Consider the following 22,768-nt stretch of genomic DNA (forward strand, 5'->3'; position numbering starts at 1 on the left):
TGTACACCGCTATTTTGTTACTTTATCTCTATCTTGCTGGGCTTAACGTCGTTTATGACTCCCACACCTACAGTCTTACCCATATCCCTCATGGCGAATCTTCCTAGCGCTGGGAAGTCGCTGAACTTCTCCACACAGAGTGGCTTTATGGGCTTGAACTTGACTATTGCAGACTCTCCCTGCTTAATGAATTGTGGGTTCTTCTCAGCCTCCTTACCAGTCTTCGGATCCAATCTAGCTACAATCTCTGAAACTCTGCAGGCAATGCTAGCTGTGTGAACGTGAACCACTGGAGTGTAACCCACTGCCAAGGCTGTTGGGTGCCATACCACAATTATCCTTGCGGTGAACTCGTCAGCCACTGTGGGTGGGTTGGTGGTGTGGCCTACCACGTCTCCTCTCTTCACATCCTTCTTATCAATACCCCTCACGTTGAAACCAATGTTATCTCCAGGTTCGGCTTTCTCCAACTTGGTGTGATGAGTCTCAATAGATCTAACCTCTGCGGATTTACCCGCAGGCATAAACACTATCTTGTCGCCTACCTTCATGACACCACTTTCTACTCTGCCCACGGGTACAGTACCGACACCGGATATGGAGTATACTTCTTGAATGGGTAATCTCAGAGGCTTATCAACTGGCTTCGGTGGGATCTCTAGCATATCTAGTGCCTCCTCTAGTGTGGGACCGTTGTACCACTTCATGTTCTCAGATCTCTTGGTTACGTTCTCTCCAGTAATTGACACGATGGGGATAAACTTGACCTTTGACATATCGAATCCAAAGGACTTCATGAACTTCTCAATTGTTTCCTTGATCTCGTTGTATCTTTTCTGGTCATATGGTGGCTCCGCTACGTCCATCTTGGTGATGGCTACTATCACCTGGTTGAGACCCATGGTCTTGGCAAGAATAATGTGCTCCCTTGTTTGTCCCTCCAAGCTCATTCCGGACTCAAACTCACCCTTTCTAGCTGAAACGGCCAGTATGGCAGCGTCTGCCTGGCTTGCGCCAGTGATCATGTTCTTGACGAAGTCCCTATGTCCAGGAGCGTCAATTATGGTAAAGAAGTACTTCTTTGTCTCGAATTTCATGAAGGTCAGGTTAATTGTGACACCTCTTTCTCTCTCCTCCTTCAGCCTGTCTAGAAGGAAGGCATATTTCTCTGACTCTTTCCCCAGTTTCTTAGCAGCTTCTTCGGCCTCTTTGATGGTCTTCTCGTCTAAGAAACCTCTATCCATTAAAAGTCTTCCAACTAGAGTGCTCTTTCCGTGGTCTACATGCCCTATAACGATCAAATTCAAGTGTGGCTTTTGAGACATCTAGCTCAACTCCTACCCGAGATAAAGGTCTTAGTTAATAAAAGTTTAGCTATTTATCTAGAGCTCAGGGCTATCCTTTCCATCTCTTCTTTCTTTCTAATGGCGAAACTCCTGTTATCTCCGCTGGCTGCAGCAATGAGTTCGTCCGCTAACGCCTCCTCGATGGGCTTTGGATTATTGAAAGCAGCCTGCCTAGCCCCGTCCACTAGGTTCCTTAGCACTATGTCCACTCTCCTTTGGGGTGATACGTCTACAGCAACGTAATAGACTATTCCACCGTACATGATCCTTGTTACCTCTTCCCTTGGCGCCGAGTTCTCAATAGCCCTAACTAATACCTGCAGAGGATTCTGCCCGGTTCTCGCGTTAATCAGCTCAAACGTGGCCTTTACGATGTTGTATGCTAAGATCTTCTTTCCCTTATTCTTCCCAGGCCTCATCAGTTCATTTATCAATCTCTCCACAATAGAGACCCTTGCTTTTCCAAACCTCCTGTGCTCATGTCTCCCTCCAGAATGTGGGAGATAAACCGGCATTAGTGAGATATACTTCTTTAAACTAGGATCCCGTATCTCGACCTTGTTATCCCATTTGTCGAATATCCTTATATCCAGTTTTGATAGCTCGTAACTATCCATTTCTGCACTCACCTCTATACGAACTTAACGGATTAAATAACTATTCATGAAGGGTTTAATAGTCTTCGTGAGATAAGATAATATATAATGGCTGAACAGGAGCACGATCTTGTAGGAGTAAGCAAGGTAGACGCATTTATTTCGCCAATGAATGGTGTACCAGTAATAGTGTGCTACCTAGAGGATGGTAGGGAATTTAATCTGTTTTACGTTCCACCGGACATAGTAAATGCAATAAACAAACTATTGAAGAACGAACCTAACGACTCTGGAAGCCTCTCGGAGCTAGCTAGGAGGGAGACTGTATACGATATTATTTCATTTATTCCAGAAGTAATTGAGGAATTAGAGAAGAGAGTTACGCAGGTAATCATTGATGATATACAGGACGATATATACATTGCCACAGTGGAGCTAAACTTTGGAGGTTTGATAATTCAGAAAAGAATGATACCAAGCCATGCGATATATCTTGCCTTACTCACTGGGAAGCCAATAAAGGTAAAGAAGGAGTTAGTGGATAGATCCACAGAGAGAGGAAACAAGGCGTAAAAACTTAGCTATCTGACTGGCTTCTGTTTCTTACCCTTGTATAGTGAGTCTAGGGAGACACCATTCACCATTATTACCTTATATCTGACTCCAGGCAAGTCACCCATTGACCTACCCAAAGTACCTCCTATTCCGGCTATTATGACCTCATCGTGTTCATCAATGAAGTTTACTCCTCCGTCGCCAGGAACGAACGCAGTTACGACCCTCCCATTCTTAACCAGCTGAACCCTAACACATTTCCTGACTGCAGAATTGGGCTGCCTAGACTCTATACCAACTTTCTCTAGAACTACCCCTCTAGCCATAGGGGCGCCCTGTAACGGATCAAATCTTTTCTTTAATTGTAAGACCCTAGTCTTGAACTTTCTCTGGCTCCATCTAAACTTTAACCTTCTGAGCTTTAGTTTCCTAGCGGCAAATATACCTTTTGGAGACTTATCTGCCAAATCGACACCTCTTAATTAATTATCACGGAGTCTATGTCCATGTATCTTTTTAAAATTATTTTGGCCCTAGAGACGTTCCTCCCAGCTTTACCTATGGCAATAGCCTTATCCTGAGGATCCACCGTTACATGTACCGTTTTCCTTGAGTTGCTGTCTATGGTTTTAACGCTCTTAACCCTAGCAGGTGACATAAGGTTCTTTATGAGATCTTCTAGGTTATCGCTATACGCCACTACTTCAATATCCTTACCAATAATCTTCTTTAACTTCTTGATATTCATTCCTCCTTTTCCAATAGCCATTCCCATATTTTCAGGATCTACAAGGAATATTATTCTATTGCCTTCCTCGTCTATTATACAATCTCTTACAGTAACCTTTGTTACATCTTGAAAAAGCGACATGTATCGCATCTCTTCGGGAGTTAACTTAATATCAGGCATTTGTTATCACCGTCACTGATTTGCTAATTTCATGATCTGAGAATCCCCAAGCTCCTCTACGCCCACAGTAGATATGAGAAAAGGTTTACCTACCACTGTTCCCAGTTCCCATCCGCTTCCCTTATATTCTACAACAGGAACACCAGCCAAAGACGCGTATCTCATTATATCGTTCTTTATATCACTTCTTAATGTTGAAGCTATTATAACTCCCTTTAGCTTTCCCAGCTTCAAAGCCTTTATGGTCTTCTTACTTCCTAGAATTACTTTACCTGTCTTAAGAAGGACCTTGATTTCAGACTCGAAAGTTATTGATTGTGACATTTTCCTTTCACCTATTCGCGGGTCTCATTAAAAGTTCAACCATTCCGGTACCCAGCTTAGTTGGTTGGCCTATAATAATGTTTTCTACTACTCCTTTAAACTCTTCCATGTCGCCCCTCGCAGCTGCGTCAAGGAGATGTTTCACCGTAACCTCGAAGGCCGCTCTTGCCAGTACGCTAGTCTTCTCGCCAGTTACACCATGCCTACCTATCTGTCTGACTTCCCCTGTTCTTGTCATTATGTCTGAAACTAGCTCTATGTGCCTTATATCCACATCTAGACCCTGTTCCTCAAGGACCCTCTTTATCTCTCTCGTTATAAGCTCTCTTGCAGCCTCCACGCCCAACACGCTTTCTACCTCATGTAGATTATTGGTCTCTATTCTGGAGACGTCAACACCCTTAACGCCTAGAACACCCTCAAGGTTGGATCCATCAGTGATGATAACATATTCGTCTCCTTTTTTCCTTATTATTGCCCTCTTAATCCCCTTAACTCCCTTAATCTTTGTGGACAGGATCTTTTCTCTGATCTTAAATAGCCCGGTCACGGTGTCCATATTTTCGAAATATATGGCAATTGTGTACTCGTCAGGGTTCTCAACCCTATAGTCTCCCATCTTAAGTTTCTTAATCACTTTCTCCACGTCCTCTGTGGTCAATCCCTTATCTTTAAGCAGGACAGGATCCAGTTTGAGAATTATACCCATGCCACCAACATCCAGGTTAACTGTCTCCACGACATGCTCCACCCTAGTGTATTCAATCCTCCTGGCCACATCCAGTGCCATGTCCCGGTCCTTTGCGTACTCTGGATTCAGGTAAATAGTCATCATGGGAGTGGAAGGAACCTTTCTTGCATCCACGATTTCTATAAGCCTTGGTAGACCTAAGGTAACGTTTAACTCTCTAACGCCAGCAAAGTGGAAAGTCCTTAATGTCATCTGTGTACCTGGCTCACCTATTGACTGAGCAGCTACAACACCTATTGCCTCCCCAGGATGGACTAGCGAACTAAGGTAATCTTTCATTACCATCTCCATGATTTTATCAATTTCCTCCCTGGTGATCTCAATTTGGGAATTAACTATTGAATCTCTTAGCTTGAGAATAATGGACGATGGAATCTTTCCACTTAACCTAGATAGAGCCTGTTCCAAATATTCCTTATCTGCGTCATTTATCATGAGATCACCTCTTCCAGCCAACGACCCTTTCCAACACCCTATCCACATCTATTGTCTTACCATGCGCACTCTGCATTGGATGAACCCCATCCCCGCCATATAGAGTCTGAATCATTTCTCCATATAACGTTCTCACCGTACCATCATATTCTATTCTTAAATCGGAAAGCGCGTTTATGAGCCTTCTTTGCATGTAACCGCTCTGAGATGTCCTCACGGCTGTATCCACCAGACCTTCCCTACCACCTGCAGCGTGGAAGAAGGTCTCGATTGGATTTAACCCACTTCTAAAGGAAGAGTAAATGAACCCCCTTGCCTCTGGGGTTATATCTCCAGGTTTGAAGTGAGGAAGAGTCCTGGTAGCATATCCGCGCTTTATCCTCTCTCCTCTGACTGATTGCTGACCTAGCATGGCGGCCATCTGAGTGATATTGAGAACGCTTCCCCTAGCTCCAGTCCTTGCCATGATATATGCATTGTTAAACGGATCTAGATACATCGTGGCTATCTCTCCAGCTTCATTCCTTAATTTGTCTAACGCGTCAAGAATATAGCTCTCCAGACTTTCCTCCAGTGTCCTCCCAGGAATTACCTCTAGTTGTCCCTTTTCGTAATTTTCAATAAGTTCGTTAACCTTCTTTCTTGCCTCTTGTGCTCTCTCCGCAATCTTCTTTGTGGCCTCCTCTGGAATGGTTACGTCAGAAAGCGTCATGGTTAGACCGTGAAGCTCTATGTATCTAAGGAAGACCTTAAATAGATTATCCATCAGCCAGAGGACGTAATCCTCGTCATATTCCCTTACAAGCCAATGAAGTATACTTTCAGCCTGCTGGTTTCCTAGCGCTTTCTTATCAAAGACACCCTCTAACAGTTTCCCCTTCTTGATCACCACATAGGAGTCGTGTGGACAGTCCTCATCCTTGCATGATCTCACACCACTTGATATATTTGCAGGCCCGTGGAAGTTAAAATCTTCAGGCAGGAAATGACTAACTATCTGCTTTCCTGTGTAGAGCCTTTTAGGCGCCAGAATTGCCGGCTCTTCTAAATTCTTATTTATGTTTGCGACTCCCAGAATTGTCTGAACTTCGTCCTCAGTGAGTAGAGTTGTTTTAACCGTGAGCAGATAAGCGCCACTAATGTAATCCTGGGCCGAACCTATAATTGGACCTCCGTATCTAGGTGTTAATATATTACGATGTACTGTCATTAACTCTTTGGTCTCAGCTATGGCCTCCTCAGACTGCGGTACGTGCAAGTTCATCTCGTCCCCGTCAAAATCAGCGTTATACGGCGGACATACTAGAAGGTTTAGCCTGAAGGTCCTCCCTGGAAGTACCCTTACCTTGTGGCCCATCATGGATATTCTGTGAAGCGAGGGTTGCCTGTTGAATATGACTATATCACCATCAACCAAATGTCTCTCCACGATAAAGTTAGGAGCAAGAGTAGCAGCTAACTCCTTCCTGTCTTTGACATATCTAAGGTCTATTCTTCTTCCATCTGGCCTGACTACATAATTGGCTCCAGGCCACTTATCTGGGCCATTTATAACATATTGTCTCATTCTCTCTATGTTCCACTTAGTAACCTTTTCCGGTACAGTCAGTATCTGTGCCACGTCGTATGGAACTCCAACTTCATCAATACTGATGTTCGGATCTGGTGATATAACTGTTCTAGCCGAGAAGTCAACCCTCTTTCCTGAAAGGTTACCCCTAAATCTTCCCTCCTTACCCTTAAGTCTCTGAGCTAAGGTTCTCAGCGGTCTTCCAGACCTATGCTTGGATGTGGGTAGGCCTGGTATCTCGTTATCGAAATAGGTAGCCACATGGTATTGGAGGAGATCCCAGAGGTCTTCAACGATTAATTGGGGAGCGCCCGCATCTATGCTTTCCTTTAATCTCTCATTTATCCTTACTATATCTACAAGTTTGTGGGTTAGATCGTCTTCCGCCCTTATTCCGCTCTCTATCATTATTGAGGGTCTGATGGTAATGGGAGGTACTGGTAATACAGTAAGAATTATCCATTCGGGCCTGCTGGTGGTTGGGTCGTAACCAAGAAGTTCCACATCGGAATCAGGTATTCTCTCCAATCTTTCCCTAATATCGGAGGGAGTTAGCCTCATCACACCCTCCTTCCTTTCCTCATAAAAGTTGTATGGCTTCTCCAGCTTGATCTTCAGTTGCTTCTCTGAACAGTGGGGACATACTGCAGCCTTCATGGACGTCTTCTTAACGTGATCAATCAGTCTTTTGGCAGCGGAGGGCCATCTTTTCTTTATTGCGTCATGGATTTTCCTGTACTTTTCAATATCGCTTTCACTAATCTTTACCCTCCCACATCTCCTACAGGTGGATCTTAACAGGTCGTAGACATGCTTGACGAAACCTACATGGATAACAGGTCTTACTAACTCTATGTGACCAAAATGTCCGGGGCAGTTACCTAGAACATTTCCACAGATTGGACACTTCTGGCCAGGTTCTATTATTCCGAGCCTAGAATCCATCACGCTCCCTTCTATGGGAGTACCGTCCTCGTCATATACGTCAGCAGTTATTATGGCGGTGACTGACATCTTCCTGATTTCGTCCGGGGATAGTATCCCAAAACGAATTCCCTTTATTATCTTCTCATTAACCTGATATCTCTCACTCATTGGAATTACCTCCAACAGGTACCCTATCTCCCAACACTAACTTAGGCGCGATAACCATACTCATGAGTTCCTGAAGTAACAACTTAAACGCATATGATATTACAACAGGGTATAAAGTTGTCTTATCGCCATGGATAGGACATACATACTTGTTTTTTGTCCTATCGTACCAACCAACATATCCACACTGCTCACAAACGTATACTGTTGCCCTATCTGAGTTATCCAGCAGCCTGTCCTTGATTAGCATTGCTGCGCCATACCCTATGAGGCAATCCCTTTCCATTTCCCCAAATCTGAGTCCTCCTTCCCTAGCTCTACCTTCAGTGGGCTGTCTTGTGAGTATCTGAACCGGACCTCTACCACGACCATGCATCTTGTCCGCTACCATATGATGGAGTTTCTGATAGTAAACCACGCCAAACAGTATCCTTCCCTTCAATTTCTCTCCAGTTCTACCATCATATACAACTTCTGAACCATCGCTCAGATAACCATGCTCCAGAAGCTTCCTCTGAATTTCCTCGATTGGAGTGTTATAGAAAGGCGTCGCATCTATGGGATTTCCCGTAGCAGCCACATATTTCCCTGCCAAAGCCTCCATTATCTGACCCACGGTCATCCTAGAAGGAAGCGCATGAGGATTAAGTATTATGTCTGGAACTAGTCCTGTAGTTGTGTATGGCATGTCTACCTGAGGTATCAACATCCCAATTACTCCTTTCTGTCCATGTCTGGTGGCAAACTTGTCTCCTATCTCTGGAATTCTTAAATCCCTAACCCTCACCTTTACAAGTTTGTTCCCTTCAGATGTCTCAGTTACCAGCACTAGATCCACGGTACCGCGTTCCCCATGTCTAGTTATTATAGATGTATCACGTTTGGCCTGATCCGGTGATAATTCCTTGAATTCCTGAAGGAACCTTGGCGGACTTACCTTACCTATTAATACATCTCCTCCCTTAACGTCCACCTCCGGGGAAACTATTCCGTTGGATTCCAGAAGCCTGTAATAGTCTTTGCCCTTGTAACCCCTAACTCCAGGCTCGGGGAGTAAGATTTCATCCTCTTGACCTCCTGGGTACTTGATTTCCTCCGCAGAGTAGAGTCTGAAGAATGTGGACCTAAACATGCCCCTGTCAACTGAAGACTTGTTCATGATAACGGCATCTTCCATGTTATATCCAGTGTAGGACATGAGGGCGAATATAGCGTTATTACCTGCAGGCCTTTCCGTATAACCTATAGCCTCCAGAGCCCTTGTTTGAACTATTGGTTTTTGGGGATAGTGAAGAAGGTGAGCCCTAGTGTCTGTCCTTATCTGATAGTTAGCTGCATATAATCCCAAAGCCTGCTTGGCCATAGCAGACTGATAGGTGTTTCTAGGAGATTGATTATGCTCCGGGTATGGAATAATTGAGGCAGTTATCCCGAGAGTTGCCGGGGCCCATATTTCTAGGTGAGTATGCTCCTTGGTTACGTCCTTTGGCTCCAGAGCAATATACGCGTTCTCTTCCTCCTCGGCATCAAGAAATTCTATTTTACCTTCCTTCACTAAGGTGTCAAAGGTTATCTTGCCCTTTTTCAGGTTCTCAATGTCCTCCTTCGTTACCAGAGGTTTACCGTGCTTAACAACTATGAGGGGTCTTCTTACCCTCCCGCTGTCCGAATTGACATATACTTCGTTAAAGGTCTCCGTTATGTTATAACTTACATTGACCTCATCGCTCAGTTCTCCCTCCCTTCTGCTTTCCCTTATCTTCTCGGCCAACTCACGTCCATCAGGATAGTATCCAACCAGCCTTCCGTTTAGAATTACTTTGCTCCAGCTCTGATAATTTTCGGATTGACCTTCCTCTGACTTGGCCCTCTTAATAACTTCCTCTACGGGAACCACGCCAAAGTTGTAAAGGGTTCTCTCGAGGCTTTTCTCGTTTATCCCCACGGATATCTGAGCTAAGAGAGCTATATTCTTCACCAAACCACTATTGGGACCTTCTGGGGTTTCGAATGGGCACATTCTACCCCATTGAGTCCCGTGGAGATCCCTGGCCTCGAAGTTGGGCTGGCCCCTTGCCAGGGATGAAACTACCCTTCTGAGATGGCTAAGCATTGATAACCAATTGGTACGGTCTAAAAGCTGACTTACGCCAGTCCTTCCTCCAACCCAGTTTCCTGTTGCAAGGGCGTGCCTTATTCTCTCTGAAATTATATCTGGCCTCACAAGAGCGTTTATTGCCAACCTTCTTCCTCTAACCTTTGACTTTTCCAGCTGGAAAACCAAGTCCTTAACGAAGGCCTTAAACGCTACCCTGAAGAGGCTGGCGAAGAGATCTCCTGCCAATTTTAGCCTTTTGTTTGCGTAATGATCCTTATCGTCAGGCTCCCTTCTTCCTAGGTAAAGTTCAATCAACTTGGATATTGCAAAAGCCAAATAGTAAGCCTTAGCCGTTCTATCCGAGGGACTTGTACCTATATGTGGTAAGAAGTATTTATCTAGAATTTGCTCAGCCTTCTGTATCCTCATTTCTCTCTTTTGGCCTATGGCTACCCTGTTACCAATGAAGTCCAGCGCATCCTCCTTAGAAGAAATGGAGCTGGCCTGTTCCAGAGAGGGAAGGAGTTCGTTCTGTATCTCTGGATCAAGGGATACCGCTAGCGTAATGTCTTCGTCGGTCTCTACCCCTAGGGCTCTCATGAGTATGGCGAAAGGTATCCTACCCGGTGCTGAAGGGAACGAGACGTGAATGGTGGAATCTTTCAATCTTTCTATAGTTATAGGAACCCTATATCCGGAAGTACTTGAAATTATCTTTGCTGTGTGAGTCACATTGGACCCAGCCTTACCCACATCCGTTAAAACCCTGTTTGTAGCTAAGTCTTCCTGAGTTACTATTACCCTTTCACTTCCATTAATGATGAAGTATCCTCCTGGGTCCTTTGGGTCTTCTCCGATCTCCACGAGTTTGTCCTGACTGAATTCTGAAGTTGGATCGGCTATTGATTTGAGCATTATGGGAATGTCTCCTATATGAACCTCTGTGGGATCTCCCTCAATATTATTTTCAACAGGTGTCATGGTCAAATAAATCGGTGCGGCATAGGTCAGGTTTCTCAGTCTCGCCTCCATGGGTGTTATTTCCTTATCTCCCTTGTCGGCCTCCCTAACTCTGGGTTTGCCTACTCTTATCTTACCTAATCTGATTTTTAAACCTGGGATTTCAGTTGTTATTTCTCCTTGCTCATCTATGATTTCCTGAAGCTTGTTCTTTATAAAATCATTAAATGAGTCTAAATGCTGTCTCACTAACCCCCTGGACTTAAAGTAAGCCTCTACTATTACCCACCTATCATCAACTGAAAGCATGTCTATCCACTCACCACATACCTATAAACTACGAGCTCTCCAACTATGGGACTTTTCCTTGTGATTTTCACAATATCCCCTGGTTTCGCGTTGATCGTCCTTGCCATAGGATCCGAAGCTCTCATCCAAGGAAGTTGCTCGGGCCCAATACCAAGCTCTTTGAGAACCTTGAACGCTTCCTCAACGGAAAGCACTTCATGTTTGGGAACAAGAACATGCACGCTCGGGTCTATCTTTTTAGAAGATGAACGCATAACCTACACCCTAGTATACTAGGCAAAGGTTCATAGTGTATATAGTTATAAAAATTTAAGCTATAGATCTCAATTGCGTTCTTGCTTTCTCGATTAAGGCTTTAGCGTTATCAAAGAGCTCGTTATAGTTCCTTGATACCCTAGCAACATTTTGCTGTATAGCCCTTATTCCCACAGCTGCAGCTACGCGCGGATATATTTCCCACTCAGTCATCTTTGGAATGATGTAGTCTGGGGTGGCTCCCTTCTCCCTCACGTGACTGGCTAACTCTCTCGCCGCATCAATCACCATTTCATCCGTTATTGCTTTAGCTCTGACATCTAGAGACCCCCTGAACACTCCCGGGAAAATGAGGGAGTTATTCACTTGATTGGGGAAATCGCTTCTTCCAGTTGCCACAATCTTGGCTCCGGCCTCTTTTGCCTCTTCCGGCCATATTTCAGGTGTAGGATTGGCCAGTGCAAACACTATGGGGTCCGTATTCATTAGCTTTATCCAGCTCTTTTTAATTACGTCTGGCCCCTGTTTTGATGCTGCTATCACAACATCGGCTCCCCTAAATGCGTCCTCTATCTTGGTGACACCTTCTCCGTTGGTCTCCTTAAGTAGCTCATATTTCCATGGATTTTCGGTTTTCATTCTTTCCTCGTCTTCCCTTCCCCTATAGATCACTCCTGCCGAGTCTACAAGTACAATATTCTTAAGCGGAATTCCAAATTTTCCTAATAGACGTGCAGTGGCTATGTTAGCGGCACCCGTACCAAAGAGAACAATTTTAATGGTCTTGGGATCCTTTCCAGTTATCTCCAGGGCTGTGATCAATCCTGCAAGGGTAGCTCCCGCGGTACCTTGTTGATCATCATGCCAAACAGGAATCTCCATTATACTCTTAAGTTTCTCTAATACATAGAAGCACTTAGGGGACTCGATATCCTCCAGATTTATCCCGCCAAAGGCGGGCTCCAGTAACTTTACCGTTTCCACAATCTTATCTGCGTCCTTTGTCCCCAAAGGAAGAGGAATAGCGTCCACCCCACCTAGGAACTTAAAGATGAGAGCCTTGCCTTCCATTACCGGCATAGCTGCCTCTGGACCAATGTCACCAAGACCCAGTACCCTGGATCCGTCTGTTACCACAGCAATCGCATTCCATCTATAGGTATAGTGGAACGATAGTTCCCTATTCTTATGAATAGCCTGAGAAACTGCTGCCACTCCAGGAGTGTAAAGCACTGAGAAATCATTTAGGGAGTTAACAGGAACCTTCGGCATAACTTGGATTTTTCCTTTATATCTCACCGCTACATCCAAAGCCATGCTCTCAAAATCAGTTACGACCATTTTTCTCAACCAAAGGAAAAACCGTACTTACTTAAAAATAATAAACAAAGCTCACCATATCATGTAGGTTCGGTGATTCTGATTGTCTAAGACAGAGGTGAGACTTAGACAGCCAATTGTTGTGGTTTTGGGTCACGTTGACCATGGTAAGACAACTCTTCTAGACAAAATTAGGGGAACAGCTGTTGTTAAGAAGGAGCCAGGTGAGATGACCCAAGAAGTTGGCGCCAGTTTCGTTCCCAGTAGCGTCATTGAGAAGGTTGCACAGCCCTTGAAAAGTATTATTCCTGTAAAACTAGAAATTCCAGGATTACTTTTCATAGACACACCGGGACATGAACTTTTCTCCAACCTGAGAAGAAGAGGAGGTAGTGTAGCGGACATAGCGATCCTAGTTGTAGATATAACTGAAGGATTCCAGAAGCAGACCACAGAGTCTATCGAGATCTTGAAGGATAAGAAGGTACCATTTCTGGTTGCAGCCAATAAGATTGACAGGATCCCTGGTTGGAAGCCTCTAGAGAATGAGACCTTTACAAAGTCCTTTAAAACCCAATCGCAAAGTGTTCAGAAAGCCCTAGACAATTACGTATACAAATTGGTCATGCAGTTAGCAGAAATGGGTTTTAATGCGGAAAGATTCGATAGGGTAAGAGATTTCACGCGCTATATCTCCATTGTTCCAGTGTCAGGGAAGACTGGGGAGGGTTTACCTGAACTACTAGCTCTTTTGGCAGGTCTGACGCAACAGTACCTTAAAACAAGGCTAAGAGTTGTGGAGGGACCGGCCAAGGGAGTAATTCTCGAAGTTAAGGAAGAACAGGGATTGGGACATACCATTGATGTAATAATCTATGATGGAATACTCAGGAAAAATGATACAATAGTGCTAGGAGGTATAAACGGAGTAATTGTAACTAAAATAAGGAATATCCTACTCCCCGCACCTCTACAAGACATGAGAATGACCAGGTCAGGTTACAAGAGCATTGATGAGATATCTGCAGCGGCGGGTGTTAAAATTTCTGCACCAGGTCTGGAAGAAGCTCTAGCTGGATCTCCCCTATACGTTGCCAACGATGAGGCCAAGCTTCAGGAGGCTAGGAAATTAATTGAGGAGGAGCTATCCAAGGTAAGGTTCTCCAGAAATTCCACAGGCATAGTTGTAAAGGCGGACAGCTTAGGATCCTTGGAGTCTCTGGTAGCAGGATTTGAGAAAATAGGAATCCCGGTCAGAGTTGCCGATATAGGTCCAATCACGAAGAGGGATCTAATTGAAGCCGAACTCTCAGCGAAGGAGGTTGAGGAGTATGGGATAATTGCTGCCTTCAGAGTGAAGCCTCTCCAAGGATTGGACGTATCCAAGGTGAAGATAATTTACAATGATATAATTTACCAGTTAATTGATGACACTGTAAAATACATAGAAGATCTTAGGGAAAGGAGGAAGAGGAGGACCCTAGATTCCCTGATTTTACCTGGAAAGATCAAGATATTACCAGGATACGTCTTTAGAAGAAGCGATCCAGCCATTGTAGGCATAGAGGTGTTAGGAGGAGTAGTGAAGCCCAAATATCCACTTATAAGGGAAGATGGACAGAGGGTGGGAGAAGTTCTGGCGATTCAGGACAACAAGAAGAATCTTGAGAGGGCCACAAAGGGTATGGAGGTCTCCATGTCAATAAAGGGAAATATAATGATAGGTAGGCAAGTACAAGAAGGAGACGTTCTTTACACCGACGTTCCTCAGGAGGATCTGGAAATACTTTTCAAGAATTATAAGGATTCCATTACTGAAGATATGATGGAAGTTATTAAAGAACTGATAAAGATAAAAAAGTCGGAGAATCCCCTCTATGGCATTTTCATTCAATGATCTCGTTCTGGGAAAAGAAAAGAGACATCTCCCTTTTTGCCTTTTCTTCCGCGTCTGAGGCATGTATTACGTTCTCGGCCTTAGATAGGGCAAAGTCTCCCCTAATGGTACCAGGCGACGCATCCTTAGGATCTGTGGCCCCTATGAGGGTTCGCATAACCTTAACTGCCTCATCTCCTTCTACAACCATACAAACCACTGGACCTGAAGTAATATAACTCACAAGTTCATTGAAGAAGGATTTTCCCATATGTTCTTCATATAATTTATTTGCCTTTTCCTTGTCAATCTTGACCATCTTCATGGCAGCTATTCTTAATCCTTTCCTCTCTATCCTTGCCACTATTTCTCCAACGAGTTTCCTTCTCACTCCATCAGGCTTAATCATTACAAAGGTCTTCTGGATGACCAATTTACCTTACCCTCGAGTAGGAGGTTGTCCACTTTAACTTTTTAGCGTCTTTATGATACTTTAACATGTATTTTCTGCATTTATTTGAGCAGAACCAAAGGATTGTTCCGTCATTCCTAACATGCATCATGCCAGTAGCCGGTGGTATATCCCCGCCACAGAAACTGCATTTATGGGAAACTACCATCTTGATCTACCTTATCTCAATATGAGTGAAGTATATAAGTGAATTGCTGAGACCTTATACAAGGTAAGAAAACATGAGCGAAAGACAACAGACCTCTTCAATTATTGAGGAGTTCGGCTTTCCAGCTGAGGTTATTCAATTACTGGATAGGACTGGAGTTACAGGAGAGGTTACTCAAGTCAGAGTGAGGGTTCTTGAAGGAAGGGACAAGGGCAGGATATTGACCAGAAACATTAAGGGCCCAGTGAGACTTGGAGACATCGTAATTCTTAGGGAAACAGAAAGGGAGGCAAGAAAGTTAACAACTAAGAGGTAACTTCATGGCTGTATTTTTACTAGATAAGCCACTATTTTTGCATATATTAACTCAACTTAGAGACGCTAAGACCGATCAGATAATGTTTAGGAAAGGAATGGTTAGGTTGGGGAGGCTTATTGGATACGAGATAGCTAATCATCTTGATTTTGATATTGTCAAGGTAGTAACTCCACTTGGAGTGGAGGCAAAGGGGGTTGTAATAAGAGACCTAGACAATATCATGATAGTTAACGTGTTAAGAGCGGCTACACCTCTAGTTGAGGGACTCTTGAAGGCATTTCCTGCAGCCAAGCAGGGCGTTGTTGCTGCCTCTAGAAAGGAGGTGGAAAGTTCCTCCCCGCCTACAGAAATGGAAGTTCAAATAACGTATATGAAGTTCCCAAGAATCTCAAGGGATGACATCGCTATTATTGCGGACCCCATGATAGCTACAGCGAGTACAATGATGAAGATACTAGACATGATATCTCAGCTTCGGCCTAAGAGGATGATCATAGCGTCTGTCATTGCGTCAGAGTACGGTATAACCAAAATACGTAACAAGTATCCTGATGTGGATATTTTTACCGTGTCCATAGATCCTGAAATTAATAACAGGGGATATATTGTGCCAGGGTTGGGTGATGCAGGTGACAGATCCTTCGGATGAGGAGCTTCTGACTCAGGCCACGATGGCCGCTAGCAACTCCTATTCGCCATACTCAGGTATAAGGGTTGGAGCGGCATTGCTTGGAGAGAACGGAGAGATTATATTGGGCACTAATGTGGAGAACTCCTCCTATGGCTTGTCTATGTGCGCGGAGAGGGTGGCAGTATTCACTGCTGTCGCAAGGGGGATTAGAAAGTTCAAGAAGATAGCGGTTTCCCTTTCGGATGGAAGTGGAATAATGCCATGTGGTGCATGTAGGCAGGTCCTTAGGGAGTTTGGAACCGATATTGTGATAGTAACTAGGGATAAAACTGGGAAAATCATAACATTTTATTTAAATGAACTCCTACCGCATTCATTCGTATTAAAAGGTGAGAATAATGAGTGAGCCAAAGGCTAGAATTGGTCTCGAAGTTCACGTTCACTTAACTTCCCTAAAAACTAAACTTTTCTGTTCATGTCCCGCAGATTACGTTAATTTAGATCCAAATACGGATCTGTGTCCCGTGTGCTTGGGCCTTCCTGGGGCAATACCGGTACTAAATGAGGAAGCCTTGACCAAGGCCCTAATGGTGGCCATGGCTCTAGAGTGTGAGTATCCTAGGTATCTAACATTTACTAGGAAACATTATTTCTATCCCGATATGGCCAAAAATTATCAAATTTCTCAATATGACGGCCCAGGTAGTATGGCTATTGCTAAAAATGGTAGAATTAACTTAGGAGAAAAGATTATTAGAATAAGAAGGATAAATATTGAGGAAGATCCAGCCAAGACCATATATCCCACGGGATCAATGTTAACCAGCACCTATACTCTTCTGGATTACAACAGGTCTGGAATGGGAATGCTAGAAATAGTTACTGAACCTGACCTAGAAAATTCTAAAGAAGCCAAATTGTTCCTGGACAAGCTTAAGTCCATTCTAGAGCACCTTGGGGTATGTGACTGTGAAATTGAGGGCTCAATGAGGGCTGATGTTAACATCTCGGTGGAAGGAGGAGAGAGGGTGGAAGTTAAGAACGTGGGATCCCCTAAGGACGTTAAAGAGGTAGTGGAATACGAGGTGGCTAGGCAGAGGGCCGCCATATTACAGGGTCAGAAAGTTCCTAGGGAAACTAGGCACTGGGACTCCGCCAGAAAGGTCACAGTCTCATCTAGGGCTAAGGAAACTGATGAAGACTATAGGTATTTCCCAGACCCTGACCTTCCTCCATATGAAATATCATCGGAGCTTGTGAGAAAGATTAGGGAGAACCTCCCAGAGCTTCCGGACGCTAGAGTAGAAAGAATGATAAAACAATACGGGATAAACAGATATAACGCCACTGTTCTGGTCATGGATAAGGCTCTCGCTGATCTATTCGAGGCTACGGCAAAGAATTACAAAAACTATGAGAAATTATCCAATCTAATAATCAATGACTACCTTCGATGGATAAACGATAAAAACATGAAAATTACCGACTCCAAGGCGACTCCACAACACCTTAGCCAGTTACTGGAGTTGATGGATAAGGGCATTATTACTATAAAGATTGTCAAGGAAATACTGCCCATTATAATAACTGAGGGTAAGATGCCCGGCGATATAGTAGCTTCCATGGGTCTTACCACCGTTTCTGATGAAGGCCTTATAGAAGGTATAGTCGACGAGGCGTTAAGGAACGAACCTGAGCTAATTCAGAAAGTTAAGAAGGACCCAAAGGTTGCTAACTACATCGTGGGAATTGTTATGAAAAAGACCGGGAAAAGGGCTGATCCTAAGCTGGTTAACGAGATCATAAGAAGGAAACTAGGCCTCTGATCAGGAAACCTTTTTACATCACTTGATCAGCACTTAAGATCCCAATCATCTGTAACAACAATGGGAAGGCGATATTTTAATGATTCGCGATGGAAGTAAGGACAAAGACCTAAGGGATAGATTGTTAGCCGTGGATCTGCTGAGAGAATTAAAGAACAGGTACACCTATAAGGAACTTTCCAAGTTGTTGGGTTTACAGGAGAGTCTTCTATGCAGGTACGTTAATGGATCCACTGTGCCCAGCGAGCAACAGGCAAGAGACCTGATTGGAAAGGTCAGCCAGAGAGGATTCCTTCATAGATTTTTCCAAGATAAAATTAGAAAATTTCCTGATTCTTTCATCGACACATCGGAGCTTCTTCACTACCCTAACATGTTAAAGATACTCCTAGAGACGCACATTGCACATTTCATGCATGCGGAAAAAGTGGTTGGTATTGCAAGTAACGGGATACCCTTTGCCACCATCGTTTCCACGATACTGGATAAGCCACTGATAATCGTGAAAAAACATAAGGACTCCATATACTTGACCTACGTGGAAGAAAACGTAAAGGAGTCTGATAGTGTGGTTGCCAGCATCTACGCGAGGCGAGACTTCATATCAAAATCGGATAAGATCCTTATAGTTGACGATGTGATGAGATCAGGAAAAACTTTACTTTCTACATCGAAACTGATTAAAAAGGCAGGCGCCACTGTCATAGGGGCTCTCATCATTGTAGCAAAGAGAGAAAACATTAACTCCGTCAACGAATTTCCAATGGAGGTCGTATTTGATCTGTGAGCATTGCGAGGATAGCTAAGGGAGTTTACGTAGTTGCGGGAAAGATGTACGGATATCCTGGAAACGCCTACTTAGTTGAGACCGGAGATAACTTCTACCTTATAGACACTGGAGGAAGAGAACAGCCTACAGAACTGTTACGGAACGTTCTGGAGATCGCCAAGGAAAAGACCAAGTCCATCTACGTGATTTTGACCAGCTGTTTGAGGGACGCTGCCGCAGGTGCCAAATTTCTCGTGGATACGATAGACGCTAGAATTATCGTTCACGAGAATGATTCAACCGGCTTGAGGATGGGTAAATGCGCCGGTGAAGAGTATCCGCCTGTTTCACCCTTTATGGTTCTGAGAGAAAATAGGATAGTGATGGGAGATATTAAAATAACTAGGAGTGGTTCTCCCACTCGAGGTTCAATAATCTTGAGAAATAACGACAGCCTCTTTGTAGGGGCCTCTAAATTAAGCCCCTTTGACTCCAGGATTAAATATATTTTCGGGCTATATGAATACAAGAGGTATTAAAATGGTATACGAGGAAAACTGTGGATCTTGCTTCAGACCTAGGATGGTCAAGTTCTGTGGGATAAAGAACAGCAACGTTTGTTATGACTGCTGCGTAACCTGTGAAAAGAGATCTAAATGTGACTTGCGAGTTTGGTTTTATAACTTGAGACCTGTGATTTGAAAAGATGAGACCCTACATTATCATATCCAGCACAATGACAGTGGATGGCAAGATAGCGGCCCGGGATTCCTTCAGTGAGCTTAGCTGTAAGTACGATAAAACAAGACAGCATATGTTAAGAGCCCAGGTAGATGCGGTGGTAATAGGAGCAAGAACAGCTAGAGTTGATAACCCTAGTCTGGTTCTAAAGTACTACAAAGGGAAAAATCCAATTAGAGTTATTATAACCAATAGCGGAGATCTGGACCCTGGGCTGAAAATATTCAATGTACCTCCTCCCACTGTGGTTTACACAAAGAACCTTAACGATTCTTTGAAGAGCCTGACTGATAAGGGAGTATACGTGAGGACTTTCTCCACCGTGTGCGACGCCATGAGTGATCTCTATCAAACGTTCTCGGTAAGAACAGTAATGGTTGAGGGTGGAGGAAAATTAAACTGGTCTCTCCTGAAGGAGGAATGCGTGGATGAACTCAGGGTAACCATTTCTCCAAGAATATTTGGATCTGGAACTTCCATCTTTGACGGAGAAGGCTTTCCTGGGTACCTGTCGCCTGTGCTTAAGCTACAATCTAGCTATATTTGTCAATGTGGAGAAGAAATAGTTATAATTTATAAAAGAAAAATCAAATGAAGAAAATTATTCGCCGAAGTACTTGTATGTTTCTTTGTATATCTCTCCCTTTTCCAGGGTACTTGCCACCCTTCTATATTTCATTGCGTCGCCTAGACTGTTTTCCCCATGCTTCTTTATCCAGTCGTCTAGGGGTATCTGGTACTCCCTAAGTACCTTATCCCTATAGAGATCGTTGAGAACATTGTAAGTACAGAACGGAATAACTCTCCCGTCAGGTACTACGTAATGAATATCGCATCTCATGACCCTGTTGATGTCGTAATTGTAGAGGTCCATGAAGTGCATGGTTCCTAGGAAGAGTGTCCTATAGTGCCATTCACCTAAAGCCTCGTAGTTATGGCTTACTACTACGTTATACAGCATCTTGTACACGTCAAAGTCTTTGGGACCTTTCTCCTTATCTATGAATTTCCTGACGTTATAGAGTAACTTCATTCCTATCCAATACTTATTTGCTCCCTCCTTAAGTTCCTCTGCCTTCTCCTTGAAGTACTCCAGTAGTCCCTCTAGATCAATGAACTTGGAAATTGGTATAAAGTGAGGTTCTCCGTTTCTCCATTCTATGTAAATGTAGGTTCCAGCACCGCAGCTCGGGTGGTTAGCCATTTCAAATTGCTCCTTACCAGTTAGCGCCTCGACCAACCTCGAGAACACAACAGAGGTGCCTATTGGGTACCAGCTATCCCTGGTGATCTCACCATCGGTCTGATCCTCTATGTTCTTCAGAACTTCTGGGATAGTTATTCTGAACTTGGCCCTCATGTTTCTCTTCATCATTCCCGTCAAACTGACAGGCTGGAAGTTTATGGCTCTCACCACATCCATGTTCCTTGCTGCGAACTTCACTATGTTTCCTAGGTCATGGTCATTTACAGTTTTGATTACTGTAGGCACTAGGACAACACTGGTCATCCCTGCCCTTCTAAACACCTCTAAGGTATACGGAACCTCCCAGTGGTTCTTGGGATTGGTCTTTCTAGTGGTACCATCAAAGCTCATGTAAACCGTATTGACCCCAGCTTCCCTCAATGCTATTGCATACCTGACTGCCTTATCGGGATCAGTCATGTACATCTTAGCGAAAGTTCCTCCCCAACTGTTAAGCTGAATATGCCTAACGCCCGACTCCCGGAGAAGCCTGATTACCTCAACTATGTCCTCCCTCAGGGTTGGCTCGCCACCTGTGACCTGAATGACTATTGTTGTATCCTGCCTTTTCAGCTGATCAACCATGAATTTTATCTGCTCTAGTGTAGGCTCAAAGACATAACCTGCTTTCTCAGCGTAGAAGAAGCAGTACCAACAAGATAAGTCACACCTGTTAGTTATGACCAAGTTTACAAGTGCCGAGTGCTGATGATGCATGGGGCAGAGCCCACAGTTATAGGGGCAGGGGGACTTAAGATCCACGTAAGGGACTCTAGGACCCTTGCCCTCGTACTCCCAATAATCAAATTTGTAATACATGCCCACGTCTCCATAGTAAAGATCCTCGAATTCTCCGTGCTCAGGACATATTTTCCTGATGTACATTTTTTCATCTTTCTCGAATATAGTCGCTGGGAGTAACCTGTAACAAGCGGGACACAAAGAATGTGTAACCCTGATTAGCTTCTCGTCCTGGGAAAGCTTAGGTAAGGGTCCTCCAACCTTAATGTCCCTGTCGCCAAACTTTACTTCACCATTCTCGAATTTAGATGGCGCTGGCAATAGTCTAAAACCCTTGTTTTCTGTCTCAACTTGAGCCATGTAGATCTACACATGAAATTGCTAGGACTATATATAAGTCTATTCTCCTTACAAACCGGTTATTTGGTTAAAACCAGCCCTTGAAGTTATCCCATCCGTGGACATCATATCTTTTTGAACTTAATCTGATCTCAGGCTCGCTATCAATAACACTACCGATCTTTTTCATAGATATACCGTACTTATCTACGACATCCAAGAAAATAGGCAATGACTCCTTCTTTACCACAAAAATTGTCTCATATTCTTCCCCTCCAGATCTCAGTACCTCGTCCATGGTAACAATGTTCTTGTCAACCAACTCCTGGATATATTCCACTAACGGAATATTATCTATATTAATTCCATAACCAATGTAACGGGCTATTTTATTAAGACTTACCAGTATCCCATCACTCACATCAGTCCCGAGTGCTATAGCATTACAAAGTTCACTATGTGCACGTAAAATGGCCCTATCCACCACTGGATGCTTAAGTTTGATTAGAGAATCTTGGATTAAGGGAGACTTTCCGCCTGAGATATACCATAGAAATGCGCCAGTTGTTCGCCCTAACTCGCCCGTAATATATAGTAGGTCTCCTGGTTCTGCCTTAGGTCTGGTTCCGCAAATAGGATTGCCAAGTATGGCTACGTCTATCCAGCCAGAGTCCTGCGAGGAATTGGTATCTCCTCCACCAAATATAGCTCCATAATACCTGGATGCATCGCTCATTCCCATTATCATCTTCTCTGCCTCTCCTGACTCGATCTCTGGACTGAGCCCGAAAGACGAAAGGACCACGGAAGGAATTGCGCCGTAGGAGATCAAATCACTCATAGTTGCAACTACAGCCTTCCATCCCAGATCGTACAAATCCATAAAGGGCATAGTGTATTTTATGGGAAATCCGTCTATTTTCAGAACAATGTTCCCCTGCCTATAGACGTCCAAGTTAACGTCGGAATCCACATACTTGGATATGACTGTCTCAATGAACTTATGCTCTCCCAGCTCCCTTAATTTCATCAAACTCACCAATGAGCCGCCGGCGGGATTTGAACCCGCGACCACCGGCTTTCGCTTCGGAGATACGAGGCCGGCGCTCTACCAGCTGAGCTACAGCGGCATGGAA

General features: G+C 44.0%; 23 protein-coding genes and 1 tRNA gene. 9 read left to right on the plus strand and 15 right to left on the minus strand.

The genetic code is table 11. The annotated features are described in order from the left end of the window. Positions 1-17: 17 nt before the first annotated feature. Entirely contained in the window at positions 18-1,325 is a 1,308-nt protein-coding gene (tuf, locus tag L3N51_RS00480) for a translation elongation factor EF-1 subunit alpha (protein WP_238024662.1), read from the minus strand. Positions 1,326-1,378: 53 nt separating this feature from the next. Further along, positions 1,379-1,963, minus strand: coding sequence for a 30S ribosomal protein S7 (locus L3N51_RS00485; RefSeq protein WP_238024663.1), 585 nt, complete (start codon positions 1,961-1,963; stop codon positions 1,379-1,381). A gap of 87 nt (positions 1,964-2,050) precedes the next feature. Between L3N51_RS00485 and L3N51_RS00490 the strand changes: the two genes are divergently transcribed. Next, entirely contained in the window at positions 2,051-2,515 is a 465-nt protein-coding gene (locus tag L3N51_RS00490; RefSeq protein ID WP_238024664.1) for a bifunctional nuclease family protein, read from the plus strand. An 8-nt stretch (positions 2,516-2,523) separates the two neighbouring features. Here the strand turns inward: L3N51_RS00490 and L3N51_RS00495 are convergent, their stop codons facing one another. From L3N51_RS00495 to L3N51_RS00530, 8 genes are read right to left on the minus strand one after another with little or no spacing between them, the layout of a single operon-like run. Next, complete coding sequence (locus tag L3N51_RS00495; protein WP_011921184.1) at positions 2,524-2,964, minus strand: 30S ribosomal protein S12; 441 nt, start codon at positions 2,962-2,964, stop codon at positions 2,524-2,526. 11 nt (positions 2,965-2,975) lie between these two features. Further along, positions 2,976-3,407: a NusA-like transcription termination signal-binding factor gene (locus L3N51_RS00500; RefSeq protein ID WP_238024665.1), complete on the minus strand. Its 432-nt coding sequence runs from the start codon at positions 3,405-3,407 to the stop codon at positions 2,976-2,978. A gap of 12 nt (positions 3,408-3,419) precedes the next feature. After that, the gene (locus L3N51_RS00505) at positions 3,420-3,731 is read right to left on the minus strand and encodes a 50S ribosomal protein L30e (protein WP_238024666.1); all 312 of its coding nucleotides are present in this window, start codon (positions 3,729-3,731) and stop codon (positions 3,420-3,422) included. Positions 3,732-3,738: 7 nt separating this feature from the next. Continuing rightward, on the minus strand, positions 3,739-4,917 hold the full coding sequence (rpoA2, locus tag L3N51_RS00510) for a DNA-directed RNA polymerase subunit A'' (protein ID WP_238024667.1): 1,179 nt from the start codon (positions 4,915-4,917) through the stop codon (positions 3,739-3,741). A 4-nt stretch (positions 4,918-4,921) separates the two neighbouring features. Beyond that, positions 4,922-7,582 (minus strand): DNA-directed RNA polymerase subunit A', encoded by a 2,661-nt coding sequence (rpoA1, locus tag L3N51_RS00515; RefSeq protein WP_238024668.1) that lies wholly within the window; start codon positions 7,580-7,582, stop codon positions 4,922-4,924. Beyond that, complete coding sequence (locus L3N51_RS00520; protein ID WP_238024669.1) at positions 7,575-10,949, minus strand: DNA-directed RNA polymerase subunit B; 3,375 nt, start codon at positions 10,947-10,949, stop codon at positions 7,575-7,577. Before L3N51_RS00520 ends, rpoA1 begins: the two co-directional genes overlap by 8 nt. 2 nt (positions 10,950-10,951) lie before the next feature. Then, positions 10,952-11,203, minus strand: a complete 252-nt coding sequence (locus L3N51_RS00525) for a DNA-directed RNA polymerase subunit H (RefSeq protein ID WP_011921178.1) — start codon at positions 11,201-11,203, stop codon at positions 10,952-10,954. Between the two features lie 55 nt (positions 11,204-11,258). Continuing rightward, complete coding sequence (locus L3N51_RS00530; protein ID WP_238024670.1) at positions 11,259-12,545, minus strand: NAD(P)-dependent malic enzyme; 1,287 nt, start codon at positions 12,543-12,545, stop codon at positions 11,259-11,261. 82 nt (positions 12,546-12,627) lie between these two features. Between L3N51_RS00530 and infB the strand changes: the two genes are divergently transcribed. Next, a complete protein-coding gene (gene infB, locus L3N51_RS00535) occupies positions 12,628-14,421 on the plus strand; it encodes a translation initiation factor IF-2 (protein ID WP_238024671.1) in 1,794 nt (597 codons plus the stop codon). Here the strand turns inward: infB and ndk are convergent. Together ndk and L3N51_RS00545 are read right to left on the minus strand one after the other, a co-directional pair. Further along, complete coding sequence (ndk, locus tag L3N51_RS00540; protein ID WP_238024672.1) at positions 14,411-14,833, minus strand: nucleoside-diphosphate kinase; 423 nt, start codon at positions 14,831-14,833, stop codon at positions 14,411-14,413. The genes infB and ndk overlap by 11 nt on opposite strands. 1 nt (position 14,834) lies before the next feature. Continuing rightward, on the minus strand, positions 14,835-15,020 hold the full coding sequence (locus tag L3N51_RS00545) for a 50S ribosomal protein L24e (RefSeq protein ID WP_011921174.1): 186 nt from the start codon (positions 15,018-15,020) through the stop codon (positions 14,835-14,837). Between the two features lie 73 nt (positions 15,021-15,093). Between L3N51_RS00545 and L3N51_RS00550 the strand changes: the two genes are divergently transcribed. The 7 genes from L3N51_RS00550 to L3N51_RS00580 all read left to right on the plus strand — a co-directional run bounded on the left by L3N51_RS00550 (position 15,094) and on the right by L3N51_RS00580 (position 19,901). Next, the gene (locus L3N51_RS00550) at positions 15,094-15,336 is read left to right on the plus strand and encodes a 30S ribosomal protein S28e (RefSeq protein WP_238024673.1); all 243 of its coding nucleotides are present in this window, start codon (positions 15,094-15,096) and stop codon (positions 15,334-15,336) included. 4 nt (positions 15,337-15,340) lie between these two features. Then, the gene (gene upp / locus L3N51_RS00555) at positions 15,341-15,988 is read left to right on the plus strand and encodes a uracil phosphoribosyltransferase (RefSeq protein WP_238024674.1); all 648 of its coding nucleotides are present in this window, start codon (positions 15,341-15,343) and stop codon (positions 15,986-15,988) included. Beyond that, positions 15,963-16,376, plus strand: coding sequence for a cytidine deaminase (gene cdd / locus L3N51_RS00560; protein WP_238024675.1), 414 nt, complete (start codon positions 15,963-15,965; stop codon positions 16,374-16,376). Before upp ends, cdd begins: the two co-directional genes overlap by 26 nt. Continuing rightward, positions 16,369-17,796 carry an Asp-tRNA(Asn)/Glu-tRNA(Gln) amidotransferase subunit GatB gene (gene gatB / locus L3N51_RS00565; protein ID WP_238024676.1) on the plus strand — a complete coding sequence of 476 codons (1,428 nt, stop codon included), beginning with the start codon at positions 16,369-16,371 and terminating at the stop codon, positions 17,794-17,796. Before cdd ends, gatB begins: the two co-directional genes overlap by 8 nt. Before the next feature lie 79 nt (positions 17,797-17,875). Then, positions 17,876-18,583 carry a phosphoribosyltransferase family protein gene (locus L3N51_RS00570; protein ID WP_238024677.1) on the plus strand — a complete coding sequence of 236 codons (708 nt, stop codon included), beginning with the start codon at positions 17,876-17,878 and terminating at the stop codon, positions 18,581-18,583. Then, positions 18,580-19,104 (plus strand): MBL fold metallo-hydrolase, encoded by a 525-nt coding sequence (locus L3N51_RS00575; RefSeq protein WP_238024678.1) that lies wholly within the window; start codon positions 18,580-18,582, stop codon positions 19,102-19,104. The genes L3N51_RS00570 and L3N51_RS00575 overlap by 4 nt, the downstream gene beginning before the upstream one ends. 167 nt (positions 19,105-19,271) lie before the next feature. After that, positions 19,272-19,901, plus strand: a complete 630-nt coding sequence (locus L3N51_RS00580) for a 2,5-diamino-6-(ribosylamino)-4(3H)-pyrimidinone 5'-phosphate reductase (RefSeq protein ID WP_238024679.1) — start codon at positions 19,272-19,274, stop codon at positions 19,899-19,901. A gap of 6 nt (positions 19,902-19,907) precedes the next feature. Here the strand turns inward: L3N51_RS00580 and tes are convergent, their stop codons facing one another. From tes to L3N51_RS00595, 3 genes are all read right to left on the minus strand, one after another. Further along, positions 19,908-21,653 carry a tetraether lipid synthase Tes gene (gene tes / locus L3N51_RS00585; RefSeq protein WP_238024680.1) on the minus strand — a complete coding sequence of 582 codons (1,746 nt, stop codon included), beginning with the start codon at positions 21,651-21,653 and terminating at the stop codon, positions 19,908-19,910. Positions 21,654-21,720: 67 nt separating this feature from the next. Beyond that, entirely contained in the window at positions 21,721-22,662 is a 942-nt protein-coding gene (locus L3N51_RS00590) for a thiamine-phosphate kinase (RefSeq protein ID WP_238024681.1), read from the minus strand. 14 nt (positions 22,663-22,676) lie between these two features. Beyond that, a tRNA-Thr gene (locus L3N51_RS00595) sits at positions 22,677-22,762 on the minus strand. Positions 22,763-22,768: the final 6 nt, after the last annotated feature.

It is taken from the genome of Metallosphaera javensis (ex Hofmann et al. 2022), from assembly GCF_022064045.1.
Classification (GTDB): domain Archaea; phylum Thermoproteota; class Thermoprotei_A; order Sulfolobales; family Sulfolobaceae; genus Metallosphaera; species Metallosphaera javensis.

Coding starts and splice junctions, on each gene's coding strand:
- tuf (WP_238024662.1), bottom strand. CDS start 1,325: ATGTCTCAAAAGCCACACTTGAATTTGATCGTTATAGGGCATGTAGAC.
- L3N51_RS00485 (WP_238024663.1), bottom strand. CDS start 1,963: ATGGATAGTTACGAGCTATCAAAACTGGATATAAGGATATTCGACAAA.
- L3N51_RS00490 (WP_238024664.1), top strand. CDS start 2,051: ATGGCTGAACAGGAGCACGATCTTGTAGGAGTAAGCAAGGTAGACGCA.
- L3N51_RS00500 (WP_238024665.1), bottom strand. CDS start 3,407: ATGCCTGATATTAAGTTAACTCCCGAAGAGATGCGATACATGTCGCTT.
- L3N51_RS00505 (WP_238024666.1), bottom strand. CDS start 3,731: ATGTCACAATCAATAACTTTCGAGTCTGAAATCAAGGTCCTTCTTAAG.
- rpoA2 (WP_238024667.1), bottom strand. CDS start 4,917: ATGATAAATGACGCAGATAAGGAATATTTGGAACAGGCTCTATCTAGG.
- rpoA1 (WP_238024668.1), bottom strand. CDS start 7,582: ATGAGTGAGAGATATCAGGTTAATGAGAAGATAATAAAGGGAATTCGT.
- L3N51_RS00520 (WP_238024669.1), bottom strand. CDS start 10,949: ATGCTTTCAGTTGATGATAGGTGGGTAATAGTAGAGGCTTACTTTAAG.
- L3N51_RS00525 (WP_011921178.1), bottom strand. CDS start 11,203: ATGCGTTCATCTTCTAAAAAGATAGACCCGAGCGTGCATGTTCTTGTT.
- L3N51_RS00530 (WP_238024670.1), bottom strand. CDS start 12,545: ATGGTCGTAACTGATTTTGAGAGCATGGCTTTGGATGTAGCGGTGAGA.
- L3N51_RS00545 (WP_011921174.1), bottom strand. CDS start 15,020: ATGGTAGTTTCCCATAAATGCAGTTTCTGTGGCGGGGATATACCACCG.
- L3N51_RS00550 (WP_238024673.1), top strand. CDS start 15,094: ATGAGCGAAAGACAACAGACCTCTTCAATTATTGAGGAGTTCGGCTTT.
- upp (WP_238024674.1), top strand. CDS start 15,341: ATGGCTGTATTTTTACTAGATAAGCCACTATTTTTGCATATATTAACT.
- cdd (WP_238024675.1), top strand. CDS start 15,963: ATGCAGGTGACAGATCCTTCGGATGAGGAGCTTCTGACTCAGGCCACG.
- gatB (WP_238024676.1), top strand. CDS start 16,369: ATGAGTGAGCCAAAGGCTAGAATTGGTCTCGAAGTTCACGTTCACTTA.
- L3N51_RS00570 (WP_238024677.1), top strand. CDS start 17,876: ATGATTCGCGATGGAAGTAAGGACAAAGACCTAAGGGATAGATTGTTA.
- L3N51_RS00580 (WP_238024679.1), top strand. CDS start 19,272: ATGAGACCCTACATTATCATATCCAGCACAATGACAGTGGATGGCAAG.
- tes (WP_238024680.1), bottom strand. CDS start 21,653: ATGGCTCAAGTTGAGACAGAAAACAAGGGTTTTAGACTATTGCCAGCG.
- L3N51_RS00590 (WP_238024681.1), bottom strand. CDS start 22,662: ATGAAATTAAGGGAGCTGGGAGAGCATAAGTTCATTGAGACAGTCATA.